Source organism: Rufibacter sp. JT3400010, from assembly GCF_054956755.1.
In genome coordinates, this window is record NZ_JBUDXA010000002.1 from 1 (window position 1) to 24,482 (window position 24,482).

Sequence of the window (24,482 nt, forward strand, 5' to 3'; positions counted from 1 at the left end):
TTACCAAATGGTGCCTGCGCTCTAGAGTTTAGCGCTTTTGTCTAAAGCCTCAGTAGCTTTGGCGGCAGTCGCTTTTTTGGCTTTTTTGGCTTTGAGGTAAGCATTCAGCACATAACCGGCCTCTCCGTCAATCTGTACCAGAGACCAATCTGCGTTTTGTTTCCGCATCACAATGATATCGTCCTCAGAACCCAGCACCCGTACCACTTCTCCGCCCAAAACAGGCTGACGGTACATTTTAACTCTTTCTGAGTTCACCCGGCTGGTTGGTCCCTGGGCGAATACTGATACTACTTGCATGCAAACTAGAGCGACAACAAAGAATAAACGTTTCATGGTTTTAGATTTTAATGAGTGAAAGCCTAATTAATTGATATTCTATTTCTAAAAAAGAGTCTGATAAATCACCTTTTATCTAAAAAAAGGACGTAACGAGCCAGGGCATATTTTGCCTATTTTTGTTTTAATTAATGCTTTGGATTGTTTCTGTTATATTCTAATAGATGCAGGATCTAAAGAAAGGTTGCTTGCGAATTCAAAATTATTTTTCATTTTCTGTAAGCCTCCTATATTCGTCCTAAAAACTGCTACTTCTTCAGTACCTTCTACTAGCCTGTTGGTTTCTCTTCTAAGTTTACAACATGCGTGCCATTTATTTAAACGCCTATTTTACAGCTCATTATAACTTACAACCCTTTAAACTTGTCCGGTGGCGCGCACTCACTATTCATAATCGGACACCTTGCTCATCTTTTGTCCTGAAAACAACTGAGATAGTAAGCAACTCTGTCTTTTTCAACTTTAAAAGTGACGTATCCTTATTATTACATAAGAATTTATTACTATAGTTCTCATTACTTAATAAGACAACGAAAACCAGTAAAGCCTTTCTTAATTTAAATTACTTGCTCTACTTTTCTTTCCTATATCGTTTCCTTCGATTCAAATATAACAGGGTAATTAAGTTAACACTACACCCAAAATGTTAATTAACAGATATTTAACGCTATCATAAATTAGCTTGTCTTATTTAACATTTTATTAGCATTTACTTTACCGCCAACAACGCACTTCTTATTTTTGGGCTGGAATTTCTACTCTATGGCTACACACTTCCAAATAAAGGAAATAACCGACCTGGCTGAGATGGTTCAGCAGTTTCCATTGATTCAGTGCCTGAACCCAAACATGGAGCCTGCCCGCTATGAAGCCTTACTACGTCTCATGCTACCCCAGCAGTACCGCATGGTAGGCGTCTTTAACGGCACCACCTGCCTTGGCCTGTCTGGCTACTGGATAGGCACCAAACTGTACAGTGGCAAATACCTGGAGGTTGACAACTTTGTGGTAGAGGATCAGTACCGTTCCCAAGGCATAGGAAAGATGTTGATTGATTGGCTCACCGCCGAGGCGGCGAAGCACCAGTGTGAAACCATGATGCTGGATGCCTACGTGGGAAACAACGCCGCCCATAAATTCTACCTCCGCGAAGGCTTTGTCATCAAAGGCTTCCATTTCCTGAAAAAGTTGGGATAGAAACCTGATTTATCAGAAAGGAGAGGCCTTAAGCCGGGTAAGTGGTAAGAGGAATCGGGCACGCCTTCATTCTCCTGCGCGGTTTGGCTGCTCTTTTCCTAAAACTGCCTCAAAACTGTACACCTTCATTTGAACCAGTAAGAATGCGTATCGCCATGGAACCTTTGCTTTTGTTACACGGCGCCCTTGGGTCTAAAAGCCAATTTGAGCCGCTGCTGCCCTTGCTTCCTGCTACCGTGCCGGTACATTCCTTCAACCTGGCCGGGCACGGCGGGGAACCCTTCCCGCAAGGTCCGTTCCGCATAGAAGATTTTGCTCAACAGCTTTTAGAATGGCTAGACGCGCAGAACCTCCCTCCTGTGCAGGTGTTTGGTTACAGCATGGGCGGCTACGTTGCCCTGGAAGCTGCCCGCCAACAACCAGCCCGTTTCTCTAAGATCTTCACCTTGGCCACTAAATTTGACTGGACTCCAGAAACAGCCCGGCAGGAAACCGCGAAACTTAACCCCGAGGTCATTGCCCAGAAAGTGCCCGTTTTTGCGGAAACGCTCCAGAAACGGCACGCCCCTCAAGATTGGAACGAAGTCCTGCACCGCACCGCCCATATGATGCAGCAATTAGGCCAGACGCCCGCTCTTCCGGCCTCGGCTTTAGCCCAGATCATGGTTCCAGTGTGCCTTGCCGTGGGCGACAGAGACCAAATGGTTTCGCTGGAAGAGTCCATGACTGCTTACCGACAACTGCCGTGGGGTCAGTTCCAGGTTTTACCTAATACCAAACATCCACTTGAGCAACTTAACTGGCCCCTGCTGGCCAGTGCTTTACAACATTTCTTTTCTTATGCGTAAGCCCTCCCCACTGTTCCGCTGGAACCTTGTTTGTCTGCTAGTACTTCTTGCTTTTTTCACCACCAACTGCACCTCCACTGCCCCTGCCTTCGGGAAACGGGGCTACACCGAAAACGGCAAAGCCTCCTTTTACTCCGATAAACTGAAAGGCAACAAGATGGCCAACGGCCAGCGTTACCGGCCCGGCAAACGCACCGCCGCTCACAAGAAATTACCCTTTGGCACCAAGGTGAAAGTCATCAACCCACAGAACGGACGCTCCGTCAAAGTCCGCATCACTGATCGTGGTCCTTTCGCTCGGGGCCGTATCATAGATCTGTCTAAGTCTGCGGCCCGCAAGTTGGATATGGTGAATAGTGGGGTGGTACCGGTGCAGATGAAGGTGATCAAGGAAGGGAAGCGGTAAAGCTTTGCTTGTTTTGGTTGCTAGTGGGGTACGCGGCTTGCTGCTTCCTTAGCTTATCTGCTTGTTGAGTGGATATTTTTTGGTGTATGCAGTTTGCCTGTTGCTGGCGTGGCGGCGGGTGGATGCGGTGCCCTTATGCTTTGTTGTTGCATGGCTGACCTCCGTGCGCTCACGGCCGCGAGGCCCCGTCTTCCCCTCGCGCACTGCCCTTTCGGCCTGAAGTGTCTATCTCTTTTAGTTGGTGTCTGTCTAGGGCCAAAAGCGAGGCGCGCTCGGGGAAGACTGGAAAGGGGAAAGTAGCGTAATGCGATGATAGCAATGCATGGGAATACCTTTCAAAAGCAGGGATTCCCCCTTTGAAGGGGGCGAAGGGGGATGTTTACACTAGCAGATTACATGCATTGACCTTCTTCTTCAAAGGTTATTCCCCAAGAAAACATGGTTCAAGTCTGTGACTTGGACCTACCATGACCGGAAGTTTGCAAATCCGTGGGGGTGATTTTGCTGCATTATGGATTGCGTTCCTAACCCGTTTTCTAAAAAATGACTCCAAAGACCTTGTAGTGTGTGCAGTACCTACGAGCGTCTGTGCCAACGGCAGTTAAGTTCCAAAGATTTATTGGCGGGATTTCAGCCAATCATAGATGCTTTCTACATCTGGTTGGCGGCAGAGTTCTGAACCGGGCGTCATGGTGGCGGCGGTGCCGGCGGCTACGCCATACCGAACTACGTCAGGCAAAGGCCAGCCTTCTAACAGTTTCAGGACCATGGCTCCTACCATGCTGTCACCGGCGCCAACGGCACTTTCTTGTTTGACGGTAGGCGGCACTATGTATTCGAATCCTTCTTGAGATGCTAACATTGCGCCCCGGGGGCCTAAAGACACCACCAGCACTTGGCTTTTTCCTTCGGCTAAAACCTGGGTGGCCAGATTTTCCTGTTCTATAGAGGAGATTACTTCTTTGTTGGCCAGGGCGGCTAGCTCGTTCAGGTTGGGTTTGAGCAGGAAGATTCCTTTCCCGGCGGCTTTCAGGAGCGCCTCGCCGGAAGTGTCTACCACCAGTTTGAAGCCTTTTTTGCATGCCAGTTCGGCTATGCGGGCGTAGAAATCATCTGGTACGCCGGGCGGGTTACTGCCGCTGGCAATCACGAACTCCGGGGTTTCTTCCAGTTCTTCCAAGGCCTGCAAAATTTGTTTCCACTCGGGTTCCGATACGTGCGGACCGGGCATTCCGAACCGATATTCCTGCCGGGATGATTTCTCAAACACCATCAAATTCTCCCGCGTGGCTTCCTGACAAGCGAATTTTCTAAAAGACACGCCTTCGGCTTGCAGCAGTTGCCCCAGCTTTTCCCCGGTATGTCCGCCCGACAGGAACCAAGCGCAGGACTCCCCGCCCAACTTCTTGATAGCTCTGGACACGTTGATTCCGCCGCCGCCCGGCTCAAACACGGGCTTTTCGCAGCGGAGTTTCTTTTCTGGGGCCACAGATTCTACCCGGGTGCTTTTGTCCAGCGCAGGGTTTACGGTGATGGTGATGATTTTCATAGGGCAGGTATTGGTTCTGGTTTGGTCAGGTGTTGCTCAGGTAGCATCCGTTCTATAAAGAATAACCAGAAGGTAAATGTCCGGTTTAGGGGCTATTCTTTTGAAAAGAAGCTCAAAACGTTTTTACGGAACTACACCGGATATTTTCGAAGAAAAGTAAATTTTATACTTGCTGCAGGGGCTTTTCTGGTAATAGATGGACCCATAAGCAGAAAGGCCTGCCTAAAAAATAGTAGACAGGCCTTTCTATAGCCACGGCATCTTAGCACAGTTTTGTTACCAGATTTTCACTCTTTTTTCAGGAGCCAGATACAAAGAGTCAGTTGGTTTTACATTGAAAGCGGTGTAGAATTCAGGGATGTTCCGTACCACCCCGTTCACCCGGAACTCGGCGGGGGAGTGCGGGTCTGTGGAAACCTGGTTGCGCAACGCTTCTTCCCGTGCTTTGTTCAACCAGACCTGCCCCCAGCCAAGGAACACCCGCTGTTCTCCGGTATATCCATCCAAAACAGGGGCAGGCTTTCCGTTTAAGCTGTTTTTATAGGCTTTTAAGGCGATACTCAAGCCGCCAAGGTCCCCAATATTTTCGCCTAAGGTAAAGGCGCCGTTTACGTTTAAATCTGGGAATACCTTGAACTCACTGTATTGGGCGACCAGCGCATTAGTGCGTTTTTTAAATTCCTGTTGGTCTTGATCTGTCCACCAGTTGCGCATGACGCCGTTTCCGTCAAAGGTGCTGCCTTGGTCGTCAAACCCATGTCCAATCTCGTGTCCTATTACGGCTCCTATACCCCCGTAATTCACCGCATCTTCGGCAGTCATATCAAAAAACGGCGGCTGTAGAATGGCGGCCGGAAAAACAATCTCATTCAACGGTGGGTTGTAATAAGCATTCACGGTTTGTGGTGTCATGCCCCATTCGCTGCGGTCAACGGGTTTGCCTAGTTTGTTGATGTTACGCTGGTATTCAAAAGCTGTGGCCCGCTGCATGTTCCCGTACAGATCATGCTTGGCTACTTGCAAGGCTGAATAGTCGCGCCATTGGTCAGGGTAGCCAATCTTAGGCGTGAATTTACTTAGTTTATCCAAGGCCTGTTGTTTGGTGGCATCGCTCATCCAATCTAATTCCTTAATACTACTTTCATACGCTTTGATCAGATTGCCCACCAGTACCTGCATGCGCTCTTTGGCCTGAGGTGGAAAATGCTTTTGAACATAAACTTTCCCCACCATTTCGCCCAGACTGCCATTTACCACATCCACACCTATGCGCCATCTAGGTCTTTGTTGCTGTACGCCATACAGGGTCTTCCCATAAAATTCAAAGTTTTGCTTGTCCAGGTCAGACGTTAAGAAAGAAGCAGCAGTATTAAGGGCACTCCATTGCAGATAGGTTTTCCAGGTAGAGAGCGGAGTGGTTTTTACAATGTCATTGACAGCTTTCATGTAGGCCACCTGCGTTACCACAATGCTGTCTTGCTTTATGCCGGCTTCCTGCAGAAAACCGTTCAGGTCAACGGCTGGCATGAGGGCTGCCGCATCTTTTACGGCATATTTGTTATAGAGCGCCACTATGTTGCGGGTGTCTTCCTTCTTCATGTGCTTGGAAGCCATACGTGTCTCCAAGGCCATGATCTGAGAAGCTTTCTCCTTTCCTTTGGCAACACCCGCCAACGCGAACATCTTCTCAATGTGCGCTACATACTTGCTCCGGACATCCTTTGACTTGGCATCATTGAGGAAATAGTATTCGCGCTCTGGCAAACCCAAGCCTCCTTGCCAGGTCATCAACATGTATTGTTTTGGATTCTTAAGATCTGTCTCAACCACTATATTGAACGGAACTTTACCACCATACTTATTGACATAGGCGAAATGCCGGATCAAGTCTTTCTGCGTACGAATAGCGTCTATTTTCTGGAATTCTGCCCTAAGGGGTTTTATGCCAATAGAATCACGGACTTGCATATTCATATAAGACGCGTACAAGTCCCCGATCTTCTGTTCTTCTGACCCTGCCGCGGAATTACCGGCAGCAGCAGTTTCAATAATGGCCTTTATGTCTTCCTGCGCTTTGTCCACGATCAGGGACCAACTCCCAAAAGCCGCTTTATCTGCCGGAATCTCCGTTTTCTTCATCCACGATCCATTGACAAAGGCTGCGAAGTCATCGCCGGGTGCCACCGTAGTATCCATGTTGGCTAGCAAAATTCCCGACTGCAATTTCCTTTCTGGCGCAACTAGCGTGGTTTCTTGTGTAGTGGCAACGGCTTGTTGGTCTGTAGTAGTAATGGCCTTGTTGCAGCTTACTGCCAGAACACCAGCAAGTACAAGAAATATAACTCCTGAAGGTTTAAGGGTATTTTTCAACATCATAAACAGAGTAGTAAAGCTTAAGAAGAAAGGCCATCATGCATCAGAGGAAGAGGAAAGACTTAAAGAAGCGGTTGCTACTAGTAAGTCTTTATTTGAACAGCTATATGTTCAAATTGAAGATCAGTCCAATTTATTATTAAAAAAGCAATATACAAGCTATATACTTGTCGAAGCTCAAATATATAGCCATAGGGCAAAAGCTAAATTCCTGAATCGTTTGACAAGGTATAGCCCCTTATTCTCCTTTGAACAGGGTTTAAGGAAGTATTAATCTGTTGTAGAGGAAGCAAGCTTTAAACGTCCTGATTTATTTCTCTTGTAACGCCACCTCAATTCCGTCTACCCACACCTGCTGTAATTGTAACTCCTGATTCAGGACGACCACGTTGGCGGCGGCACCGGAAATTAGTTGCCCTACTTTGTGCTCCAGTTTGAGAACCTGCGCCGGATACAGAGTCGCCATCCTGATGGCTTCATCTACTGGTATGCCTACCATGTTTACGGTATTCTGTACCGCCTGTAGCATAGTTAAAGCCGAGCCTGCCAAACGTCCATCTTCGGTTTCGCAGCGGCCATTGCGGTAGTACGCTTTGAAGTTCCCGAAATCAGTAAACGGAATGTCTGACCCTACGCAGGCGGCGCAGTCTGAGATGAGCAAGAGTTTCTCGCCCAGCATCTTTTTGGCTAAACGCACGGCGTACGGGTGGCAATGTTCACCGTCTACGATAATGCCGGTCCAGGCTTGGCCGTAATCTAGGGTAGCGGCGGCAAGGCCGGGTTGTTTGGTGTCTATGCCGCTCATGGCGTTGTAGAGGTGGGTAACGGCGGCCACTCCATTCTGGAAGAAGTGGATGGCTTGGTCATAAGTGGCTAAGCTGTGCCCTGCTGATAGAACAATACCACTTTCCGCGAGCCGCTGCAATACGCTTTCCTCCACGCATTCCGGGGCCAGGGTCAGGTACGTAATAACGTCTTTTCCGGCTTCCAGCAACACATCTAGTTCCTGGTGCGTGGCCGTTCTAATGCAGGCTGTGTCATGGGCGCCCGCTTTGCCGGGGTTGAAGTACGGTCCTTCCAGGTGCATGCCCAGAAAGATACTGGGTTGCTGTTGCATGGCCTGCCGTACCGCTGAGATGGTTTCCAGTATCTTTTCCTGAAACGCCGAGATAACGGTGGGCAGAAAACTGGTGGTGCCAAACTGCAAGTGCGCATCTCTGATGGTGTTCAGGCTTTCCAGTGTGGGGTATTGGGTAAAGTACACGCCGCCGCCGCCGTTCACCTGCAAGTCTACAAAGCCGGGGCAGATGATGCCGCCTTTCACATCCAGCACGGCCGCATCTGCAGGAATTTCATCGGCTTGAATGATGTCCAGAATTTTATCGTCTTCGATTAGGACGGCGTAGCCTTGGGCAGTGGTGTAGCCAGAATAGATGGTACCGTTGGTAAGTGCGAGGCGCATGAGGGAGTGTTTTTATTTGGCGGCTAATTTGGGGAAAACAGCCCAAATAGAACGAATCATTTTCCCATTTCCATCCTCTTTTTCCAGAAACAGGTCTGAAACAGGCTTGGCTTTTTTACCAACTCGCTTAAGGGAATTCTTTATAGAATGCTGGGCCAATCTTAGGGATTGCCTTTGTTTATGATTAGCCAAAATGGCCCCGAACGTTATTATGGTTGTTGACGAGAACACGTAACAACGGCAGGAGAAAATGAGGTGAGCACCGCAGATAAATGAAAAGGGCAACCAACAGGAGTTGTCGCTACAGAACATGATAGCAAAGCTGTGTAAGTCCATTCATTGATAGAGTCTTGAGTTCTGAGTTTGATGGGAAGCAGGTGTTTGGGGCGGATTTTCTGGAAAACAAGGCAAAAGCGCCAAGCCAGACGGGGAAGTAAGTCAATTTAATAAAAATGACTCAGGACTCCAGACTCAGAACTCAGGACTATTCAAAGAGACTCAGGACTATTTCAGCAGGATGATCATGACAGAGCCCACCACCATGATAATGGCCCCGAAGGTTTTCTTGAGAATGTTGGTTTCCTGAAAAAACCGATAGCCCAGCCCTATGCTCACCAGCGTGGAGAGTTGAAACAGCGAAAGTGCGTAGCCCACCGGCATTTGTTCAAACGCGAAGTTGGTGGTGAGTTGCATCAGCCCGATGCAGAAGACCAATAGCGTGTACCGCTTCAGCTTATGCTTCGTGAATTCCTGTTTAAACTGCTGCCGGTGCGCAGCTCCCGAAAAAGTAACCATCCCCGAAAACAAAGCTCCAAACCAACACCAACTGATGAAAGAAACGGTGGGCGAAGAATACAGAATGGTCTTCTTGATGAACACCGCCTCAATAGCCGCAAAGACCATGGCCCACAACCGAAACTGGATGCTAGGTTGCTTCAGAAGTTTCCAGGAGAACTTCTCCTTTGTGGTGTCCAGCACAAAATAGCTTCCGCCAATGATAAGCGCAATTCCGGCAACGCCCCAGACATTTGGGAATTCCCTCAGCAGCACCATTCCCGCCAGCAACCCCACCACCGATTTGTACGCATTCACCGGCCCCAACACAGACAAGTCTCCGGTTTGCAGCGCCCGTACCAAAAAGCCGTTCCCCAGCGCTCCAAACAAACCCACTAAAAGCGAGTAGCCCCAAAAGCCTACAGGCAACGCGAGCCAGTTAACACCAACCGCAGGAACAAGACAAAAAACACTCAGCAGAAAATAGGTATTAAAATTCACCAGCAACGGCAGACTACCCAAAGAGGTCAACTGCTTCTGGAAAACATTCGCGAAGGGATTGGAAAGAATTCTGAGGAAAACGGCAAGAAAAATCAAAGCAGCTGGGAGGACGAAGGGCCCGTTGGTTTTTGGGTAAAGTAGAGAAAAAGGGTTTAAAACACGATTACTTTCCGTTTAACGGAGCGGGTTGAAAGAAGGCTGCTTGTTGACCTCCGCAGCAACATTCATACGATCTTTCTTCAGTATTACTCACCTCTATTTTTGCCTGCTTTCCCTAAAAACAGGCCTTAAACAAGACTACACCCATAGTCGTCGCACCAGGTAACCAGACAAAGCACTCACCCCACCTACAATTCCGCCGATGAGCACGGTAGCGACCATCAAAACCCAGGGGGAGTTCACGGTGAACATGGCGGCTACCCGGTTGCTCAGGAGACCGTCGGTCACTAGGTGCCAGAACAGCGCCGCTCCCAACCACGTGAGACCAATCGCGAGAAAACCGGAGAGGAACGCCTGCCCACCGTACCGGGCTTTCCAGAAGGCCAAGGCAAAACAAACCAGCGCAATGCTCCACCACGGCAGAAAGAACTGGACCAATACACTGACGAGAAGAATAAGGACGAAGAGCATGGTTAGTTTTTGGTTAGAGTCCAGTTAACGGAGGTGGCGGCGGGTCTATCTTCCACGCTGCGCAGGAACAGCAGCGGATGCAGCTTCCCGGTTTGCCAATCATTCAGCATATTGTCAAAGTAGCGGCTGCCGGGGTTTCCGCTTTGCCCACCGGGGTACACGCCCCAGGCCTGCACCTGCGGCCCCATCTGCACCACCATACGCCAGGACGGGCCGTGGCTGTTATTGAGGGCATTGATGGAATTGGCGCTTCCGCCCGCATCCAGTTGCTGTCCGAAGCCCGGGAGTTGCGCCATGTGCCGGATGTGCGAGTTTCGTGAGTACCCCCATTCCTTTTTGCCACGGCCTGCCGCCAAGCTATCCGTCACCTCTCGGAAGGTGACATTCGCCAAACCTGCTAGCGTTTCTTGCTGCGGCGTGGTTACATCATCATACCAACGGGCATTGGGCTCAGCTAGAAGCATCTGCACCAGACGATCGCGGGCGGGGGCTTTGAATTTTTCCACGGGGAAGTCATCAGCCCAAACTGAACGGGCGAAAACCTGCCACCATTCCTCAAACAGGTAAGGTGCAGTTTTGTCTGGGTCATAGCGGTAATCCCATTCGGCCAAGATCTGGTACGCCCTCTTCTGCCCCTCAGAAAGTGAAGCCTGATCTACTAGCTTCAGCAGGGTAGGCAACACGTTTCTGGGAACAAAGCTGTAATTGTCTGTTTGCATCAACCGGAAAGAATCTGGCGTGGCCTGCGTCATACCTGAGAGCCGTTGGTTGATGCGGGCGCTCCGTTCATATCCGGCAAAGCTGGAGCCAAGGTAATACGGGTAATCCTTCGGGCTGGCCGGAGTTTGGTTGGCTGAACTTACAAAGCCCCGCTGCGGATTGAGCACCTGCGGCACCTGGTCCATAGGCACCCAGCCTTGCCAGTCGTGCGCGGGGTTGGAGCCGTCCAGCAGAAACTTGCCCTGCCCTTGCCATTTAAGCGGAAACTGTCCATTAGAGACAATGGCAATGTTCTGCGCATCGGCGTACACGAAGTTGAAGGCCGGGGCCGCCCAGGTAGTCAACGCTTGCCTGAACTCGGGGTAATTTCTGGCCCGGTTAATCAGAAGCAGGGTCTTGAGTTCGTTCTGTGGGTCATGGGCCGTCCAGCGCAAGGCGTGGCCCGTAGGGGTGTTGCCGCTCCGGAAAGCTGTTTCATGGGGCAAGTACGCCACTGGTCCATGGTGCGTGTACAAGACTGTGTCTAAGATGTCTGGCCCGCCTTTTACCTTGATTTTCTCCACTACGCGCCGCACGGGTTTCCACTGGTTGTTGTGCCAATATTGTTGCCGCTTCTGGTCTTTGAATTTGATTTCGTACCAATCCAGCACATCGGCACCTACGTTGGTCATGCCCCAGGCAATGTTTTCATTAAACCCAATGCCCACACCTGGTGCCCCCGGAATAGTAACGCCGTAGGTATTAACGCCTGGCGCATGCAATTGCACCACGTACCAGATAGAAGGCAACGTCAAGCCCAAATGCGGGTCTGAGGCCAACAGCGGATACCCATTTGCGCTACGCGCACCCGTAATGGCCCAGTTGTTACTCCCCAGGTTCTCGGGCTTCTGGCGCTCTAGCGTATGGAAAGCCATCCCGGCCACAAACTCCGCCGGCGTAGGCGGAATAGGAAGCGGCTCAAAGTCGGCGCGCGTACCTACCGGCACAATTGGTTCTTCGCGGAAAGGATAATCGGGGAAGAGGTCTTTTACCACGGCAGTTCCGTACTTGCGGAGGGTATTGGTCATGCGCAGATCATCTGAGTACCCGGTCATGTCATTGGCCAGCATCTTGAGCAACAGTGCAATCTTGAGGGTGCTCCACGCTTCTGGCTTGTAATGCAGCAATTTGTACTCAAACGGATACTCCTGCGGCGAAAGCTGGGTAACGTAGGCATTCACGCCGGCGGTATAGGCCTCCATCACGGCGCGGGTCTGCGGGTCTGCCATCATTTTTGCCAGAGACTTTTTAGCCGAGGTCACCATGCCGATCCGGCGCTGGTAGCGGTCCATTTCCAGGGCGCGGTCTCCAACAATTTCAGACAATCGGCCCGCGGCCGCGTGCGTCATGAATTCCATCTGCCACAGCCGGTCTTTGGCCGTGAGGTAGCCTTGGGCATAGTACAGGTCATGGTCGTTCTGGGCGAAGATGTGCGGCACCCGCAAGGAGTCAAACCGCACCTGCACCGGGGCCTGCAATCCTCCCAGGGTGAGTTCTTCTGAGGTGAAACTATCCTCGTTCCCACTTCGCCAGAAGCCTTCATACGGACTCAGAAAAGGCCCTAGCGCCGGAACTATGCCGTAGGTGCGGTTTAGGGCGTAAATGAGGGAAAGGGTCAAGAAAACAGCAAGCAGGGCTTTGATCCATTTCATAGAGGTAGCAGGCAGCAGTGGAATCTTCCGGTAAGATAGCCGCTAGTTCAGGCAATGGCAAGTGCGTGCGATGTAGATCATGTAGGGGCAATCCCTTGTGGTTGCCCTACACGTTAGCTGGTGAATGCTTTCTGATATCGTGGGACAGGTCGCGACCTGTCCGTACAGCATTCTCTGCATATTTATATGGGAAGGAGTAAGGTAATGTAAAAAGGCAACCACAAGGGATTGCCCTTACACTTGCAGTTTTGCAACATTATCCTTTTTAGGGCTATTTTCCAGGAAATACGTCTAAAATAGAAAGCGTCTTTTCAGCAACTTGTTTGCTCAAAAGACCTGACAGCGTTGGGGCTGAGGGCATCTGTGCTGATGGCTTTCCCATAACGCCAATCAGGAGATTGGCTGTCTCATGGTGCGTAGAGCGCTTACGCTAACTCTACGCACAACAACAACAACAACAACAACAACAACAACAACAACAACAACAACAACGGAATCAATGGGACACAAAAAAAGCCAGAGTTTTGCTCCGGCTTTTTTTGTGTCAAAAGGAAAGGCTTATTGGTTGCCTTGGCTGTTCTGACGACGCTGACCGCCGCCTTGGCCTTGTCCGCCGTTGTTTTGTCTTTCCATTTGCTCGGCCAGCATTTTGGCGAATTTCTCTTGCTGGGCTGGGGTTAGAATGGCGTTGATTTCAGTGGCGCGTTTCTGGGCTTCGGCTTGCATGGCGGCACGGTCTGGGCGGGTGCCAGCAGCGCGCATTTTGTCCATGTCTTGCGCCGAGGCCATCACGATGGCTTTGATTTTAGTGGCCTGGTCTGGCGTGAGGTCCAGTTGTTTCTGGTAACGCTCTAATTGCATGGCGGCTCTTTCTTCGGCAGAAAGTCTGGCACGGCCCTGGCCTGGTCCTTGGGTTTGCTGGGCGAAGGCCGAAGTGCCTGCCAACAGCGCGATGAACAGGAAGGCAAGCTGGGTTAATTTTTTCAGGGTGTTCATATTACGGTTTTGTTTAGTGGGTTTACAGATTAGAGGATATTTTTGGGATTAGGTTTAATGCTTGCTCAAAAAAAGAAGAACTATCTGCTAGGCAATCAGGCAAATGGAACAGTTTTTGGGAAAAAAGCCTTAATTTTAAAGATGTTTTCTGGAAACAAAGCCAAAAACACGCCAAACTGTACAAACGACCCTTTATATTTTAATGCTTTTTGAATGAAACGTAAAATTTTGAGTATCCTGTTGCTGGGTGCCAGCTTAACGGCATCTGCGCAGAGCAACAAAATTGAGTTTACGGAGTACGACCTGCCCAATGGTCTGCACGTAATCCTGCACCAGGACAAAACCACTCCCACAGTGGCTGTGACCATGATGTACCACGTGGGCTCCAAGAACGAGAACGCTGACCGTACCGGTTTCGCGCACTTCTTTGAACATTTGATGTTTGAAGGTTCTGAGAACGTGGAACGTGGCAAATACATCAACATGATTCAGAGCGCGGGCGGAGCCGTGAATGCCAATACCTCTTTTGACCGCACCTACTACTACCAGATTCTGCCTTCTAACCAACTGGCCTTAGGTCTCTGGATGGAAGCCGATCGTTTGCGGGCTGCTAAAATTGACCAACAAGGCATAGAGACACAGCGCCAGGTAGTGAAAGAAGAGAAGAAACAGCGCATTGACAATCAGCCGTACGGCTCTTTGCTGGAAAACACCTTCGCCACGGCGTACGCGGTGCACCCGTACCGTTGGGTTCCTATTGGTTCTGCGCAGTACATAGACCGGGCATCGGCCCAGGAATTTGCGCAGTTCTACAAGACGTTCTACGTGCCTAATAACGCCACTTTGACCATTGCCGGTGACCTGAACATTGAGCAAACCAAACAATGGGTGGAGCAGTATTTCGCTTCTATCCCTAAAGGGACAAACGCTATTCCGCGCCCTACGGTGGTGGAACCGGCACAGATAGAGGAAGGCCGCAAAGTAGTGTTTGACAACATTCAGCTACCGGCCGTGGTGCAGGCGTACCACATTCCGGCGCAGGGTTCTGAGGATTCCTACGCCATCAACATGCTCACTACGCTCCTTTCCGGAGGGCAAAGTTCCCGCCTGAACAAAGCGTTGGTAGACAAGCAGCAGAAAGCCGTAACGGTGGCCTCTATCCCGATGTCTTTGGAAGACCCAGGCTTGTTCATCAACCTGGGCATTGCGAACCAAGGCGTAGATGTGCATGACCTGGAGCGGGCCATGGACGCCGAGATTGAGCGCGTGAAAAATGAAACCATCTCTGACCAGGAGTTCCAGAAACTTCGGAACAAAATGGAGACTGACTACATCAACGGCATCTCTACGCTGGAAGGTCGCACTGAGAAACTGGCCTCTTACCACGCGCTGTACGGCAACACCAACCTCATCAACACGGAACTGGATAAAATTCTGGCTGTGACCAAAGATGATTTAATGCGGGTAGCCAAGAAATACTTCACCAAAGAGAACCGCGCCGTGTTGCATTACCTGCCCAAGGTAGCACAAGCCAGATAAGTATTGGTCTCTTTTCCTTATTCACAGAATTCCATGAAAAAATATATTTCGATTTTCTTTTTGGCGCTGGCGGTCTCTTATGGCACCTCGGCCCAAACCACCAAACAAACGCCACCACCTGCGGGTCCGGCCCCAACCATTGAGGTAGGCCAATACGAGTTCTTCACGCTTTCCAACGGCCTGAAAGTGTATGTAGTGGAAAACCACAATCTGCCAACCGTGGCTATGAGTCTGGTGCTGGACCGCGTTCCTATGCTGGAAGGTGAAAAAGCCGGACTAACCGGAGCCGCCGGTTACCTGATGCGTACCGGTACCACCACCCGCACCAAAGACCAGCTAGACGAGCAGATTGACTTCATCGGGGCTTCGTTGAACACTTCTTCCACCGGTTTTTCGGCCTCTGGCCTGAAGAAACACCTCCCTAAACTATTGGAGCTAACCGCCGATGTGGTGTTGCGTCCTAAGTTCACCCAGGAAGAGCTGGACAAGTTCAAGAAGCAGATGGCCTCTAACCTGGCTTCGTCTAAAGACGACCCCGCTACCATTGAAAACAATGCCCAGCAGGCGCTGCTTTACGGCAAGAACCACCCGTACGGCGAAGTGCTGACGGAGAAAACCGTGAGTAACATTGCCTTGGCCGATGTACAGAACTACTACAATTCTTATTTCAGACCGAACATTGGCTATCTGGCCATTGTGGGCGACATTACGGCGAAAGACGCGAAGAAACTAGTGAAAGAGTACTTCGGGAAATGGAAGAAAGCCGATGTGAACCAAAACACCTATCCGGTTCCGCCTGCGTTGTCTGCCAATCAGGTAGCCATCATTGACCGTCCTAATTCGGTGCAGTCTAACATCTCTGTGAACTACGCGGTTGATTTGAAGCCCGGTAGCCCAGATGCGATTGCAGCCAGTTTGATGAACAACATTCTGGGCGGCTCTTTCGCCCGCTTAGACGCGAATCTGCGCGAGAAACACGCCTATACGTACGGCTCTAACTCCTCACTTTCCAACGACCGTATCTCAGGCCGTTTCAGTGCTTTCGCCAGCGTACGGAACACCGTTACTGACAGTGCTTTCACGCAAATCATGCATGAGATGGACCGTCTGCGCAAAGAGCCTGTCCCGGCGCAGGAGTTGCAAAAGGTAAAGAACATGGTCATTGGTTCTTTCGCCCGTTCTCTGGAAAACCCGTTGACGGTAGCCATGTTCGCCATCAACACCGCGCGTTACAACCTGCCTAAAGACTACTACGCCAACTACCTCAAGAACGTAGCCGCCGTAACACCCGCAGACATCCAGCGCGTGGCCCAGCAGTACCTTCAGCCGGAGAAAGCGTACCTGATAGCCGTAGGAAACGCCCGTGAAATCTCTGACAAACTGAAAAGATTCAACGGAAACCAGCCTATCGCCTACCTGAATGCGTTCGGGGAAAAAACCGAGGCTCCCATGATGTCTTTGCCTTCCGGGGTGAATGTGCAAACGGTATTGGCGGCCTACATTAACGCCCTTGGTGGCAAAGCCAACGTGGAGAAAGTAAAGGACCTCACCATTAAGCGCACCATGAACGTGCCCGGCGCACAGCTGGCGGTAACGGTCTTGCAGAAAGGCGTTGACAAGTCTTTGCTGACGGTGAGTTACAATGAAAACCAGATTAACCGCGTGGCCATCAACGGCACCAAAGGCACCATCACCACCCAAGGCCAGGTTAAGGAAATGTCTCTGCCCGAATTGCAGGACCAGAAACTGGACAACTGGCTGAGCTTCCTGAACTATGATCAATTAGGCGTGAAACTGGCCCTGAACCAGATAGAAAAAGTAGAAGGTCGCGATGCCTACAAACTGGAGCTTACCTTACCGAGCGGCAAGAAGGCGTACCACTACTTTGACAAGGAAACGGGCCTGAAAATACGCGAAGTAGCCACCGAGCAAACCTCCGTAGGTACCGCCAGCCAAACCACCGACTTCAAAGATTACCGCGAGGTGAACGGCATCAAATTCCCGCACCAGATTGACCTGCACATTGGCAGCCAGGTGATTTCTTCTACCGTGAACAGCTTAGAAATCAACAAAAACCTGAAAGACGACACCTTCAAACTGAAATAGGCCGTTCTTCCCGTTTTGCATCAGCCCCGCTTTTGAGTTCTTTTCCTGAAAAGAGCCTAAAAGCGGGGCTGACCTTTTTAGGCCTTTGCCGAAGGGAAAGTAGTGTTAGTTTTTAACTTGTTTCTAGGAAAAGCAGGTTAAAAATGGCTGGTGCAGATAAACCGCCATTGGCACAGACGCTCGCAGGTCTGAAAGACACTGCGAGGTCTTTTGAGCTGGCGCAGTTGCGAAGATGAAAGATTGTTTGGAGGGCCCCTAGTAATAAATTTGACTATTCTGGCGCGAGTCTCCAGACTCGTGATTTAGGGTAATGGGTAGTCTCTGACTACCCTCGCTGCAAAACAGCGAAAAAGGGAAAGCAGATTCACTCTTGTGTAGGAAAAGCTTTGGAAAGAATTACTTCTGTATCTTGAGTAAGAGATAAGTGATTGGAGTAATTCAGAGTGCAAGAAAAATCCCTGGCATAGATCACTCATGGTTCCCGGCGATTCTGGAGACTCGCAGCATCCAACGTCATGAGACTTGAGTCTTGTGCCAGTAAAAAGGTAAACGTCCTACTTCCTACAGTAAATGCACTCACTCAAAAGACCTCGTAGTGTCTTTCAGACCTGCGAGCGTCTGTGTTAACACCTGTTCCCTCGTAACTTCTATTTCAGGCCTCTTTCCAGAAACCAAAGCCTAGACGCACCCCTACCACACAAACCCTGGACCCAAGACTCCTTCCTATTGCCTAGCTCGGCTCATTAAAAATGCCCTGAGTGCTTTGTCTAAGGGTTCATGCAGGTGGAAGCGCTCATAGTGAATCTGCTTTTTGCGGGTATCCGTTTCCAATGCCCTTAACCATTCCTGCAAGCGAGCGAGGTACTGAGTGCGTTGGGTCTCTGTGCTGACTTGAAGGGTTTGGCCGGTCTCCAGGTCCTGGAAGGAAACCTGGCCCTGGTACGTGAATTCCAGTTCGTTCATTCCCATGAGGTGAAACAAGAGCGTATCTTTCTCCCGGGCACCTATCTTGCGCAGCAACTCCGTGATTTCAGAGGTTTGCTCGTACATATCGGTCACCAGCACCGTAATCTCTTTTTGCCGCTTTTTCACAAAAACAGGTGCTAAACGATCTGCAGCGGGAAAATGGCCGTTAGGTTTCACGTGTTCCAACTGATAAAAGAACCGCTGCAGGTGCTGACTACTCTGCTGTGGCGCGAGTTGCACCAACTGCTCTTCCTGCAAGACGAACAGTCCTACGGCATCGCCCTGCTGCGTGGCCAGATAGGCCAATGCCGCCACCAGATAACGGGCATAGTCCAGCTTGGTCAGATTCCCGTCTTGGTGCGCCATAGAACCGCTGGCATCCACCACAAACCGCACCGCCACGCTGCTGTCCACCTCAGACTCCCGGATATAGTATCGGTCTGACCGCGCGAACATCTTCCAGTCCAGTTGCCGCAAGTCATCGCCGGGTTGGTAGCTGCGATACTGCGCAAACTCAATGCCCGCCCCTCGTCTAATGCTCTGGTTCTGCCCCAGTAAGAATCCATCTATCACAGCCTTCGCAATTAAGCGCAAGTCTTTGATAGCAGCGAAGGTTTGCGGGTTGAGCAGGCGGTGGGGCATGATTCAAGATTTTAGCGGTGATCAAGAGTTAGGCAAGAGACTTCATTCTATTTTGTCATCTTGGAAAGATCTTGTGGGCGAACTAGAAAGGCCTTAAACTATGGCTATTACCACTTGCCCACAAGGTCCTTTCAGGATGACATAAAGGAGACCGCTAGTTAGTATATTTAATTTGAACCGTAGTAGAATCCAGTGCTTCTTCGTCCTTGAAGTAAACAACGGCTCTATCAGGATATTTCCTGAAGCTTATGATTTCGCTTGGTGGATGGCTGTCTCTAAAATCAACTATTTTTCTATCAAACAGTAAGAACTTTTTCTCATACAGAGTATAGGAACAACACCCTCCTAACAAACCCGAGAACGAACTCCTGACTTCATAAGTACCATTTCTAGCTGCTGCCTCAGCATCTGTTATGGAAGCAGGTGGCCCCCATATTCCAAGAAAAACAGAACCTAAGATTGTTCCAAATATTCCGTCAGCCAACCAACTAATGATGACTGCAATAGGTGATATGATGTATAAAGATGTGTAATACTTTAAATAGCTTTTTCTCCTTAAGGAAAGAAAGAATAATATAATGCCTGATGTGTAAACTACTACTTTCAGAATGAAAACGATTCTATCGTCCATCTCTATCCTGAATACGACCTGAAGTAAAAGGTTTAGCGCTAAGAAAATAAGTAAGCCAAAGTGGATCTGCTTTATTCTGCTTCTCATACCTGGCTATTATTCTACCGCAACACTTCCCTTGGCAGTTCTACTCCTTTCAACAGTTCCTCCACTACTTTATCGGTGGTAATATTATCTGCCTCGGCAGTGAAGTTCACCAGCACTCTGTGCCGAAGCACCGGATACGCCATGGTCTGCAAGTCGGGCAAGGTCACCGCGAACCGGCCTTGCAGCAGGGCGCGGGCTTTGGCGGTGAGAATGAGGGCTTGTCCGGCTCTTGGTCCGGCTCCCCAGCGCACAAACTCCTGTACAAAGTTTACCGGGCTTTCGGCGGGGCGGGTGGCGCGCACCACGCGGGCGACGTAGGCTACTAAATCGTCAGAAATAGAAACTTCGCGCACCAAGCTTTGCAGCGCCAGAATCTCTGGGCCAGATAAAATGGGTTGTACCGTTTCGCGCTTGCCGCCGGTGGTGTTTTTCAGAACCGAGATTTCCTCCAGTTCCGTGGGGTATTTGATTTTGATGTACAGCAAAAAGCGGTCTAATTGTGCCTCTGGCAGTGGGTAGGTGCCGCTCTGCTCAATAGGGTTCTGCGTGGCGAGCAGGAAGAACGGGCGCGGCAGCGGGTAGGTCTTGCCGGCGTAGGTTACCTCAAATTCCTGCATGGCCTCCAGCAGCGCCGCCTGCGTTTTAGGCGGAGTGCGGTTTATCTCATCTGCCAGGACAATGCTGGCGAAGATAGGGCCTTCATTGAACTGGAAAAAGCGCTTGCCCGTGGTATGGTCTTCCTCCAGCACTTCGGTGCCCAGAATATCTGTAGGCATGAGGTCTGGCGTGAACTGGATACGGCGGAAGGGCAAGTCTACGGCACTGGCAAGGGTTCGCACCAAAAGCGTTTTCGCCAAGCCCGGTACGCCTTCCAAGAGTCCGTGGCCACCGGCTAACAAGGTGATGAGCACCTCATCCAGCACTTCCTGCTGGCCTACAATGATTTTACTTATTTCCTGCCGAAGCGCCGGCAGTTTACTTAACAGTTGGGTTACGTCTTGTGGGGTCACGTGGGGCGGAAGCTAAACGGTACTACTTGAACTAGTAAGTAAGCGATTGTTCTTGAATTTGCCGTTCCGATTTTGGTTTGTTTTCAGGAAATCAGGGCAAAAAAGCTATTGGGCATTCTTACGCTGGCGCGAGCCGGAGGCTCGCGCCAGCGGTTGATCACATAAACAATTCTCTGTTATTGGCCCGAATTCTAAAAAACAGGTTAAAAAGGGCAGCCTCAACTCGTGAGCGCATACATCAGAATATTCACGCCAAACTTAGTATTGTCCTCAGCCAGCCAGCGCTTGTTTCTGAAATCATAGTCCCATTCACAGCCGTAGTCTTTGTTGCTGTAGAGCACGGCAATGCGGCCGTTCACTTCGTAGGCTTTCAGGTAGTCGTGTACCAGGTCATCACCCCATCCGTTGAGCTCAAAAGACGTTGTGGGCGGACCTTCCTCAAACTTGAAAAAGGAACGATACAGCGCGTGGCTGTTGGGAATTTTCTTCAAGGCCTTCGGCCCGAAGCAGACGCGCATTTGCTCTTCAAAGGAACGCGCGAAAAGTCCGTCAATATCATGGTTGCAGTCGTCTACAAACACGAAGCCGCCGTTCTGCACGTAGCGCTCAAAATTAGCCCGTTCTTTGGCGTTGAACTGCACTAGTTTGTGGCCGCTCAGGTAGCAGAAAGGGTAACGGAACAACTCGGCACTTTCCAAGCTGATGATTTTCTCCTGCTCTACAATGGGCACAGTGGTGTATTCTACCAGCGAGTGCAGCAGGTTGGAAGGCATACGTTGGTCGGTGTCCCAGTTACCAGAACGGTATTGCAGGCGGGCGAAGGTGAAGGGAGTAGGCATGAAAAGAAAGTAAAGCCGTTCTAGCGTGTAGAACGGCTTTACTGGTTATAGCTATAAATTACACCGCGTCAGACAAGCTGGTAAAGGTAAAGTCTCTGATCTTCATAGGTGGCACCAAGTTACCTCCTATGCGCTGCGGCTTGCCCATGGCTTCCAGGTTGTTGAGCATGATCACGGGGCTTTCATTGAAGCGGAAGTTCTTTACCGGGTGTTTGATCTTGCCGTTCTCAATGTAGAAGGTTCCGTCGCGGGTGAGGCCGGTGTAGAGCAGGGTTTGCGGATCTACGGCTCTGATGTACCACAAGCGGGTCACCAGAATGCCTTTCTGGGTGCCTTTGATTAGGTCTTCCAGGGTTTGGTTTCCGCCGGCCATGATGAAGCCACCGGGAGCAGGCAAGCCTTTCACTCCTTTTTTCTGTGCCCAGAACTGAGAATACGGAATGTTCTTGATCACGCCTTTGTCAATCCAGGTCACTTTCTCGTGTGGACGGCCATCGCCGGACCAGGTAGAGGAAGGCACCTCGGGGTTGGTGGGGTCTGAGGTGATGGTTACGCGCTCGTCAAACATTTTTTCGCCTAGTTTGATCTTTCCGCCAGGCTTGCTCAGGAAAGAGCGACCTTCTTCGGCAGAGCGGGCATCCATGCTCCGGAACATGTTCTGCAGTAAATCTACGGCGGCGGTAGGCTCCAGGATCACGGTGTACTTGCCGGGCTCCACGGCTTTGGCGTTCACTGAGGTCACCGCTTTCTGCGCGGCAATGGCAGATGCGGCGGCAGTATCTAATTTGCTTACATCGCTCACGTCACGGGTTACGTAGCCCGAGCCGGTACCGTCTGCGGTGCGCATGGTCACGGAGAAATCTACGTTGGAGCTTTGGTTATAGGCGAACAGGCCTTTGGAGTTCATCTTGGCGCTGAACCCGCTGCGGTCTTCCCAGAAACCAGCGGCGGTCAGTTTTTGGCTGTCGGCGAGCTGCATGCTTTTGGCGGCGGCATCGGCGCGGTATTCTGGGTCAATGTCATGCGTGGTCTTGAACCAGGCGTTGCTAGGCAGGTAAGTCTGCGGGCCGAGCATGGGCACGTACTCGGGGCTCTCAGGGGCAATGCGGGCCACTTCTTCGGCGCGGCGCACCACTTTCTCCAGCGAGGCATCATCAAACTCATTGATGGTGGCCACGCCAGAGCGTTTCCCGAAGCGGGCTTCCACAGCCAAAGACATGTTTTCTTCTTCCCCGCTGGTAGACACGGTGCTGCGGGCGTAGCGGATGTTACCGCCTTTGTAGCCGCTGAGGTTTACCTCACACTCATCGGCTTTGGAATAGCTCAGGGCTTTTTTGAGGAGCGCCTGTGCTTGATCTTTTGATAATATTGCCATTGGTTGGTATCATGTAGCAGGTAGCAAGACATAAGACATTCTCTAACGTTTCAGGTCTCGCTAGCTTCAGTTCTAATTAAATCTTACGACCGGTGTTTATGACATTGACTCCGTTGAAGCGGGCGTGGGACGAGCCGTGGGAAACGGCACTTACCTGGCTGGGCTGGCCTTTTCCGTCAAAGAAGGAGCCGAACAGGCGGTAATCGCTTTCGTCACAGACGGCGGCGCAGGAGTTCCAGAATTCCTGGGTATTGCTCTGGTACGCCACATCTTCCAGCGGACCCACAATTTTGCCGCCTTTGATCTCGTAGAACAGCTGGCCGCCGAACTGGAAGTTGTAGCGTTGCTGGTCAATGGAGTAAGAACCGCGTCCGGCAATGTACACGCCGCGGTCTACGCCTTTGATCATGTCGTCTACGCTCAGTTTCTGCTTACCCGGGGCCAATGACACGTTGGGCATGCGCTGAAATTGGACCGAGCTCCAATTGTCGGCGTAGGAGCAGCCGTGCGATTCTTTCTCACCTATGATGTGGGCCTGGTCACGGGTGGCTTGGTAATTCACCAACGTTCCGTCTTTGATAAGGTCCCAGCGTTTGGTTTTCACGCCTTCATCGTCATAACCCACCGCGCCCAGTGAGCCCGGCTGCACTTTATCAGCAAAGATGGTCACTTGTTTGCTGCCGTAGGGGAAGTTCTTGGTTTTCCATTTGTCCAGCGTAGCGAAGGAGGTACCGGCGTAATTGGCCTCGTAACCCAGCACACGGTCTAGTTCCAGCGGGTGCCCCACGCTCTCGTGGATGGTCAAGCCCAAGTGGTTGGGATCCAGCACCAGATCATATTTCCCGGCCATCACAGATTTGGCGGTCAGTTTTTCGCGGGCCTGCTTGGCGGCCAAACCGGCATCGGCGACAATGTCAAAGTATTTGTCATAGCCGGTGAGACCAGTGCCCTCAGGGCCTTTCATGGTAGGAGCCTTCACGGTCAAGTACTCAAACCCCATGCCCATGGGCGCACTCAAGGCATCGCGGGTTTTGAATTTACCGCTGGCTTTGTCTACAGCCGTTACCGTGAAGTTAGGCCAGATGCGGTGAATGTCCTGGTCAATGTAAGACCCGTCTGTGGAGGCAAAGTATTTCTGCTCGTTTATCTGAAACAAGGCCGAATTCACAAAATTGGCGCCGTTGGCCAAAGCGGCAGCGTTGGCAGCCAGCAGAATATCGGCTTTGTCTGAAACCGGAACCGCGAAGGCGTTTTGCTTGATGGGCGTTTGCCAACTTACCTCGCCGTAGCCTCTCTGCGGAGCCAGCACCACCGGTTCTTTCTGCAATTTAGAGTTCGCCTTGGCGATGGCTACGGCCTGCTCGGCGGCTTTGGCAATACCTTTGTCGCTCACGTCTGAGGTGGCCGCGAAGCCCCAAGTCCCGTTCGCAATCACGCGCACCCCTACGCCGTAGCTCTCTGTGGTGCTGATGCCTTGTACCTGTTTTTCGCGGGTGAACATGTTCTGGGCCAGGTAACGACCAATGCGCACATCGGTGTAAGTGGCGCCTTTGCTCTTGGCGGCGTTGAGGGCCACATCGGCCAATCGTTTTTTGAGGGCTACGTCCACGGTTTCCAGGGCACGGGCCGGGTCAATCTCATGACCAAAAGTGGGTACGTTGGACAGCAAAAGCCCTCCTACGCCCATAGCGGTCAGTCCTATAAAATCACGTCTTTTCAAGGGGTTTGTTTGTTAGGTAAGCGAGAGGTTTAGGGAGCAGTGATATTTGCTCCATTAAGTTTAATTCTTGTTGGGGAGGAA

The 24,482-nt window shown here is 50.8% G+C and carries 20 protein-coding genes; 6 read left to right on the forward strand and 14 right to left on the reverse strand.

Going from position 1 to position 24,482, the window contains the following annotated elements; translation table 11 throughout:
- Nucleotides 1–21: 21 nt before the first annotated feature.
- Nucleotides 22–336, reverse strand: coding sequence for a hypothetical protein (locus ACY0JR_RS01825; protein WP_462632108.1), 315 nt, complete (start codon nt 334–336; stop codon nt 22–24).
- A gap of 765 nt (nt 337–1,101) precedes the next feature.
- On the opposite strand from ACY0JR_RS01825, the gene ACY0JR_RS01830 reads away from it, so the two are divergent.
- From ACY0JR_RS01830 to ACY0JR_RS01840, 3 genes are all read left to right on the forward strand, one after another.
- Nucleotides 1,102–1,536, forward strand: a complete 435-nt coding sequence (locus ACY0JR_RS01830; protein WP_462632109.1) for a GNAT family N-acetyltransferase — start codon at nt 1,102–1,104, stop codon at nt 1,534–1,536.
- Between the two features lie 155 nt (nt 1,537–1,691).
- Nucleotides 1,692–2,384 carry an alpha/beta fold hydrolase gene (locus ACY0JR_RS01835; protein WP_462632110.1) on the forward strand — a complete coding sequence of 231 codons (693 nt, stop codon included), beginning with the start codon at nt 1,692–1,694 and terminating at the stop codon, nt 2,382–2,384.
- Nucleotides 2,377–2,790 (forward strand): septal ring lytic transglycosylase RlpA family protein, encoded by a 414-nt coding sequence (locus ACY0JR_RS01840; protein WP_462632112.1) that lies wholly within the window; start codon nt 2,377–2,379, stop codon nt 2,788–2,790. The genes ACY0JR_RS01835 and ACY0JR_RS01840 overlap by 8 nt, the downstream gene beginning before the upstream one ends.
- A 616-nt stretch (nt 2,791–3,406) precedes the next feature.
- On the opposite strand, the gene ACY0JR_RS01845 is transcribed toward ACY0JR_RS01840, so the two are convergent.
- Both ACY0JR_RS01845 and ACY0JR_RS01850 read right to left on the reverse strand, forming a co-directional pair.
- Nucleotides 3,407–4,339 carry a 1-phosphofructokinase family hexose kinase gene (locus ACY0JR_RS01845; RefSeq protein WP_462632113.1) on the reverse strand — a complete coding sequence of 311 codons (933 nt, stop codon included), beginning with the start codon at nt 4,337–4,339 and terminating at the stop codon, nt 3,407–3,409.
- Between the two features lie 276 nt (nt 4,340–4,615).
- Complete coding sequence (locus ACY0JR_RS01850; protein WP_462632115.1) at nt 4,616–6,535, reverse strand: M13 family metallopeptidase; 1,920 nt, start codon at nt 6,533–6,535, stop codon at nt 4,616–4,618.
- Here ACY0JR_RS01850 and ACY0JR_RS01855 point away from each other — a divergent pair.
- Nucleotides 6,534–6,986: a hypothetical protein gene (locus tag ACY0JR_RS01855; protein WP_462632116.1), complete on the forward strand. Its 453-nt coding sequence runs from the start codon at nt 6,534–6,536 to the stop codon at nt 6,984–6,986. The two genes, ACY0JR_RS01850 and ACY0JR_RS01855, sit on opposite strands and share 2 nt — an antisense overlap.
- 36 nt (nt 6,987–7,022) lie before the next feature.
- On the opposite strand, the gene nagA is transcribed toward ACY0JR_RS01855, so the two are convergent.
- The 5 genes from nagA to ACY0JR_RS01880 form a co-directional block, all read right to left on the reverse strand.
- Nucleotides 7,023–8,174: an N-acetylglucosamine-6-phosphate deacetylase gene (nagA, locus tag ACY0JR_RS01860; RefSeq protein WP_462632117.1), complete on the reverse strand. Its 1,152-nt coding sequence runs from the start codon at nt 8,172–8,174 to the stop codon at nt 7,023–7,025.
- A 504-nt stretch (nt 8,175–8,678) separates the two neighbouring features.
- On the reverse strand, nt 8,679–9,545 hold the full coding sequence (locus ACY0JR_RS01865) for an EamA family transporter (protein WP_462632118.1): 867 nt from the start codon (nt 9,543–9,545) through the stop codon (nt 8,679–8,681).
- A 201-nt stretch (nt 9,546–9,746) separates the two neighbouring features.
- Nucleotides 9,747–10,079 carry a hypothetical protein gene (locus tag ACY0JR_RS01870; protein WP_462632119.1) on the reverse strand — a complete coding sequence of 111 codons (333 nt, stop codon included), beginning with the start codon at nt 10,077–10,079 and terminating at the stop codon, nt 9,747–9,749.
- A 2-nt stretch (nt 10,080–10,081) separates the two neighbouring features.
- A complete protein-coding gene (locus tag ACY0JR_RS01875) occupies nt 10,082–12,490 on the reverse strand; it encodes a penicillin acylase family protein (RefSeq protein WP_462632120.1) in 2,409 nt (802 codons plus the stop codon).
- 558 nt (nt 12,491–13,048) lie between these two features.
- A complete protein-coding gene (locus ACY0JR_RS01880) occupies nt 13,049–13,486 on the reverse strand; it encodes a hypothetical protein (protein ID WP_462632121.1) in 438 nt (145 codons plus the stop codon).
- Nucleotides 13,487–13,699: 213 nt separating this feature from the next.
- Between ACY0JR_RS01880 and ACY0JR_RS01885 the strand changes: the two genes are divergently transcribed.
- Nucleotides 13,700–15,025, forward strand: a complete 1,326-nt coding sequence (locus ACY0JR_RS01885) for a M16 family metallopeptidase (RefSeq protein ID WP_462632122.1) — start codon at nt 13,700–13,702, stop codon at nt 15,023–15,025.
- A 33-nt stretch (nt 15,026–15,058) separates the two neighbouring features.
- Complete coding sequence (locus ACY0JR_RS01890) at nt 15,059–17,131, forward strand: insulinase family protein (RefSeq protein ID WP_462632123.1); 2,073 nt, start codon at nt 15,059–15,061, stop codon at nt 17,129–17,131.
- Nucleotides 17,132–17,854: 723 nt separating this feature from the next.
- Here the strand turns inward: ACY0JR_RS01890 and ACY0JR_RS01895 are convergent.
- From ACY0JR_RS01895 to ACY0JR_RS01920, 6 genes are all read right to left on the reverse strand, one after another.
- Nucleotides 17,855–18,739, reverse strand: a complete 885-nt coding sequence (locus tag ACY0JR_RS01895) for a DUF58 domain-containing protein (RefSeq protein ID WP_462632124.1) — start codon at nt 18,737–18,739, stop codon at nt 17,855–17,857.
- Between the two features lie 154 nt (nt 18,740–18,893).
- Complete coding sequence (locus tag ACY0JR_RS01900; protein WP_462632125.1) at nt 18,894–19,457, reverse strand: hypothetical protein; 564 nt, start codon at nt 19,455–19,457, stop codon at nt 18,894–18,896.
- A 14-nt stretch (nt 19,458–19,471) separates the two neighbouring features.
- Nucleotides 19,472–20,467, reverse strand: coding sequence for an AAA family ATPase (locus ACY0JR_RS01905; RefSeq protein WP_462632127.1), 996 nt, complete (start codon nt 20,465–20,467; stop codon nt 19,472–19,474).
- Nucleotides 20,468–20,685: 218 nt separating this feature from the next.
- On the reverse strand, nt 20,686–21,306 hold the full coding sequence (locus tag ACY0JR_RS01910) for a DUF4159 domain-containing protein (protein WP_462632128.1): 621 nt from the start codon (nt 21,304–21,306) through the stop codon (nt 20,686–20,688).
- A 58-nt stretch (nt 21,307–21,364) separates the two neighbouring features.
- A complete protein-coding gene (locus ACY0JR_RS01915) occupies nt 21,365–22,681 on the reverse strand; it encodes a TldD/PmbA family protein (protein ID WP_462632129.1) in 1,317 nt (438 codons plus the stop codon).
- A 76-nt stretch (nt 22,682–22,757) separates the two neighbouring features.
- A complete protein-coding gene (locus ACY0JR_RS01920) occupies nt 22,758–24,401 on the reverse strand; it encodes a TldD/PmbA family protein (protein WP_462632130.1) in 1,644 nt (547 codons plus the stop codon).
- Nucleotides 24,402–24,482: the final 81 nt, after the last annotated feature.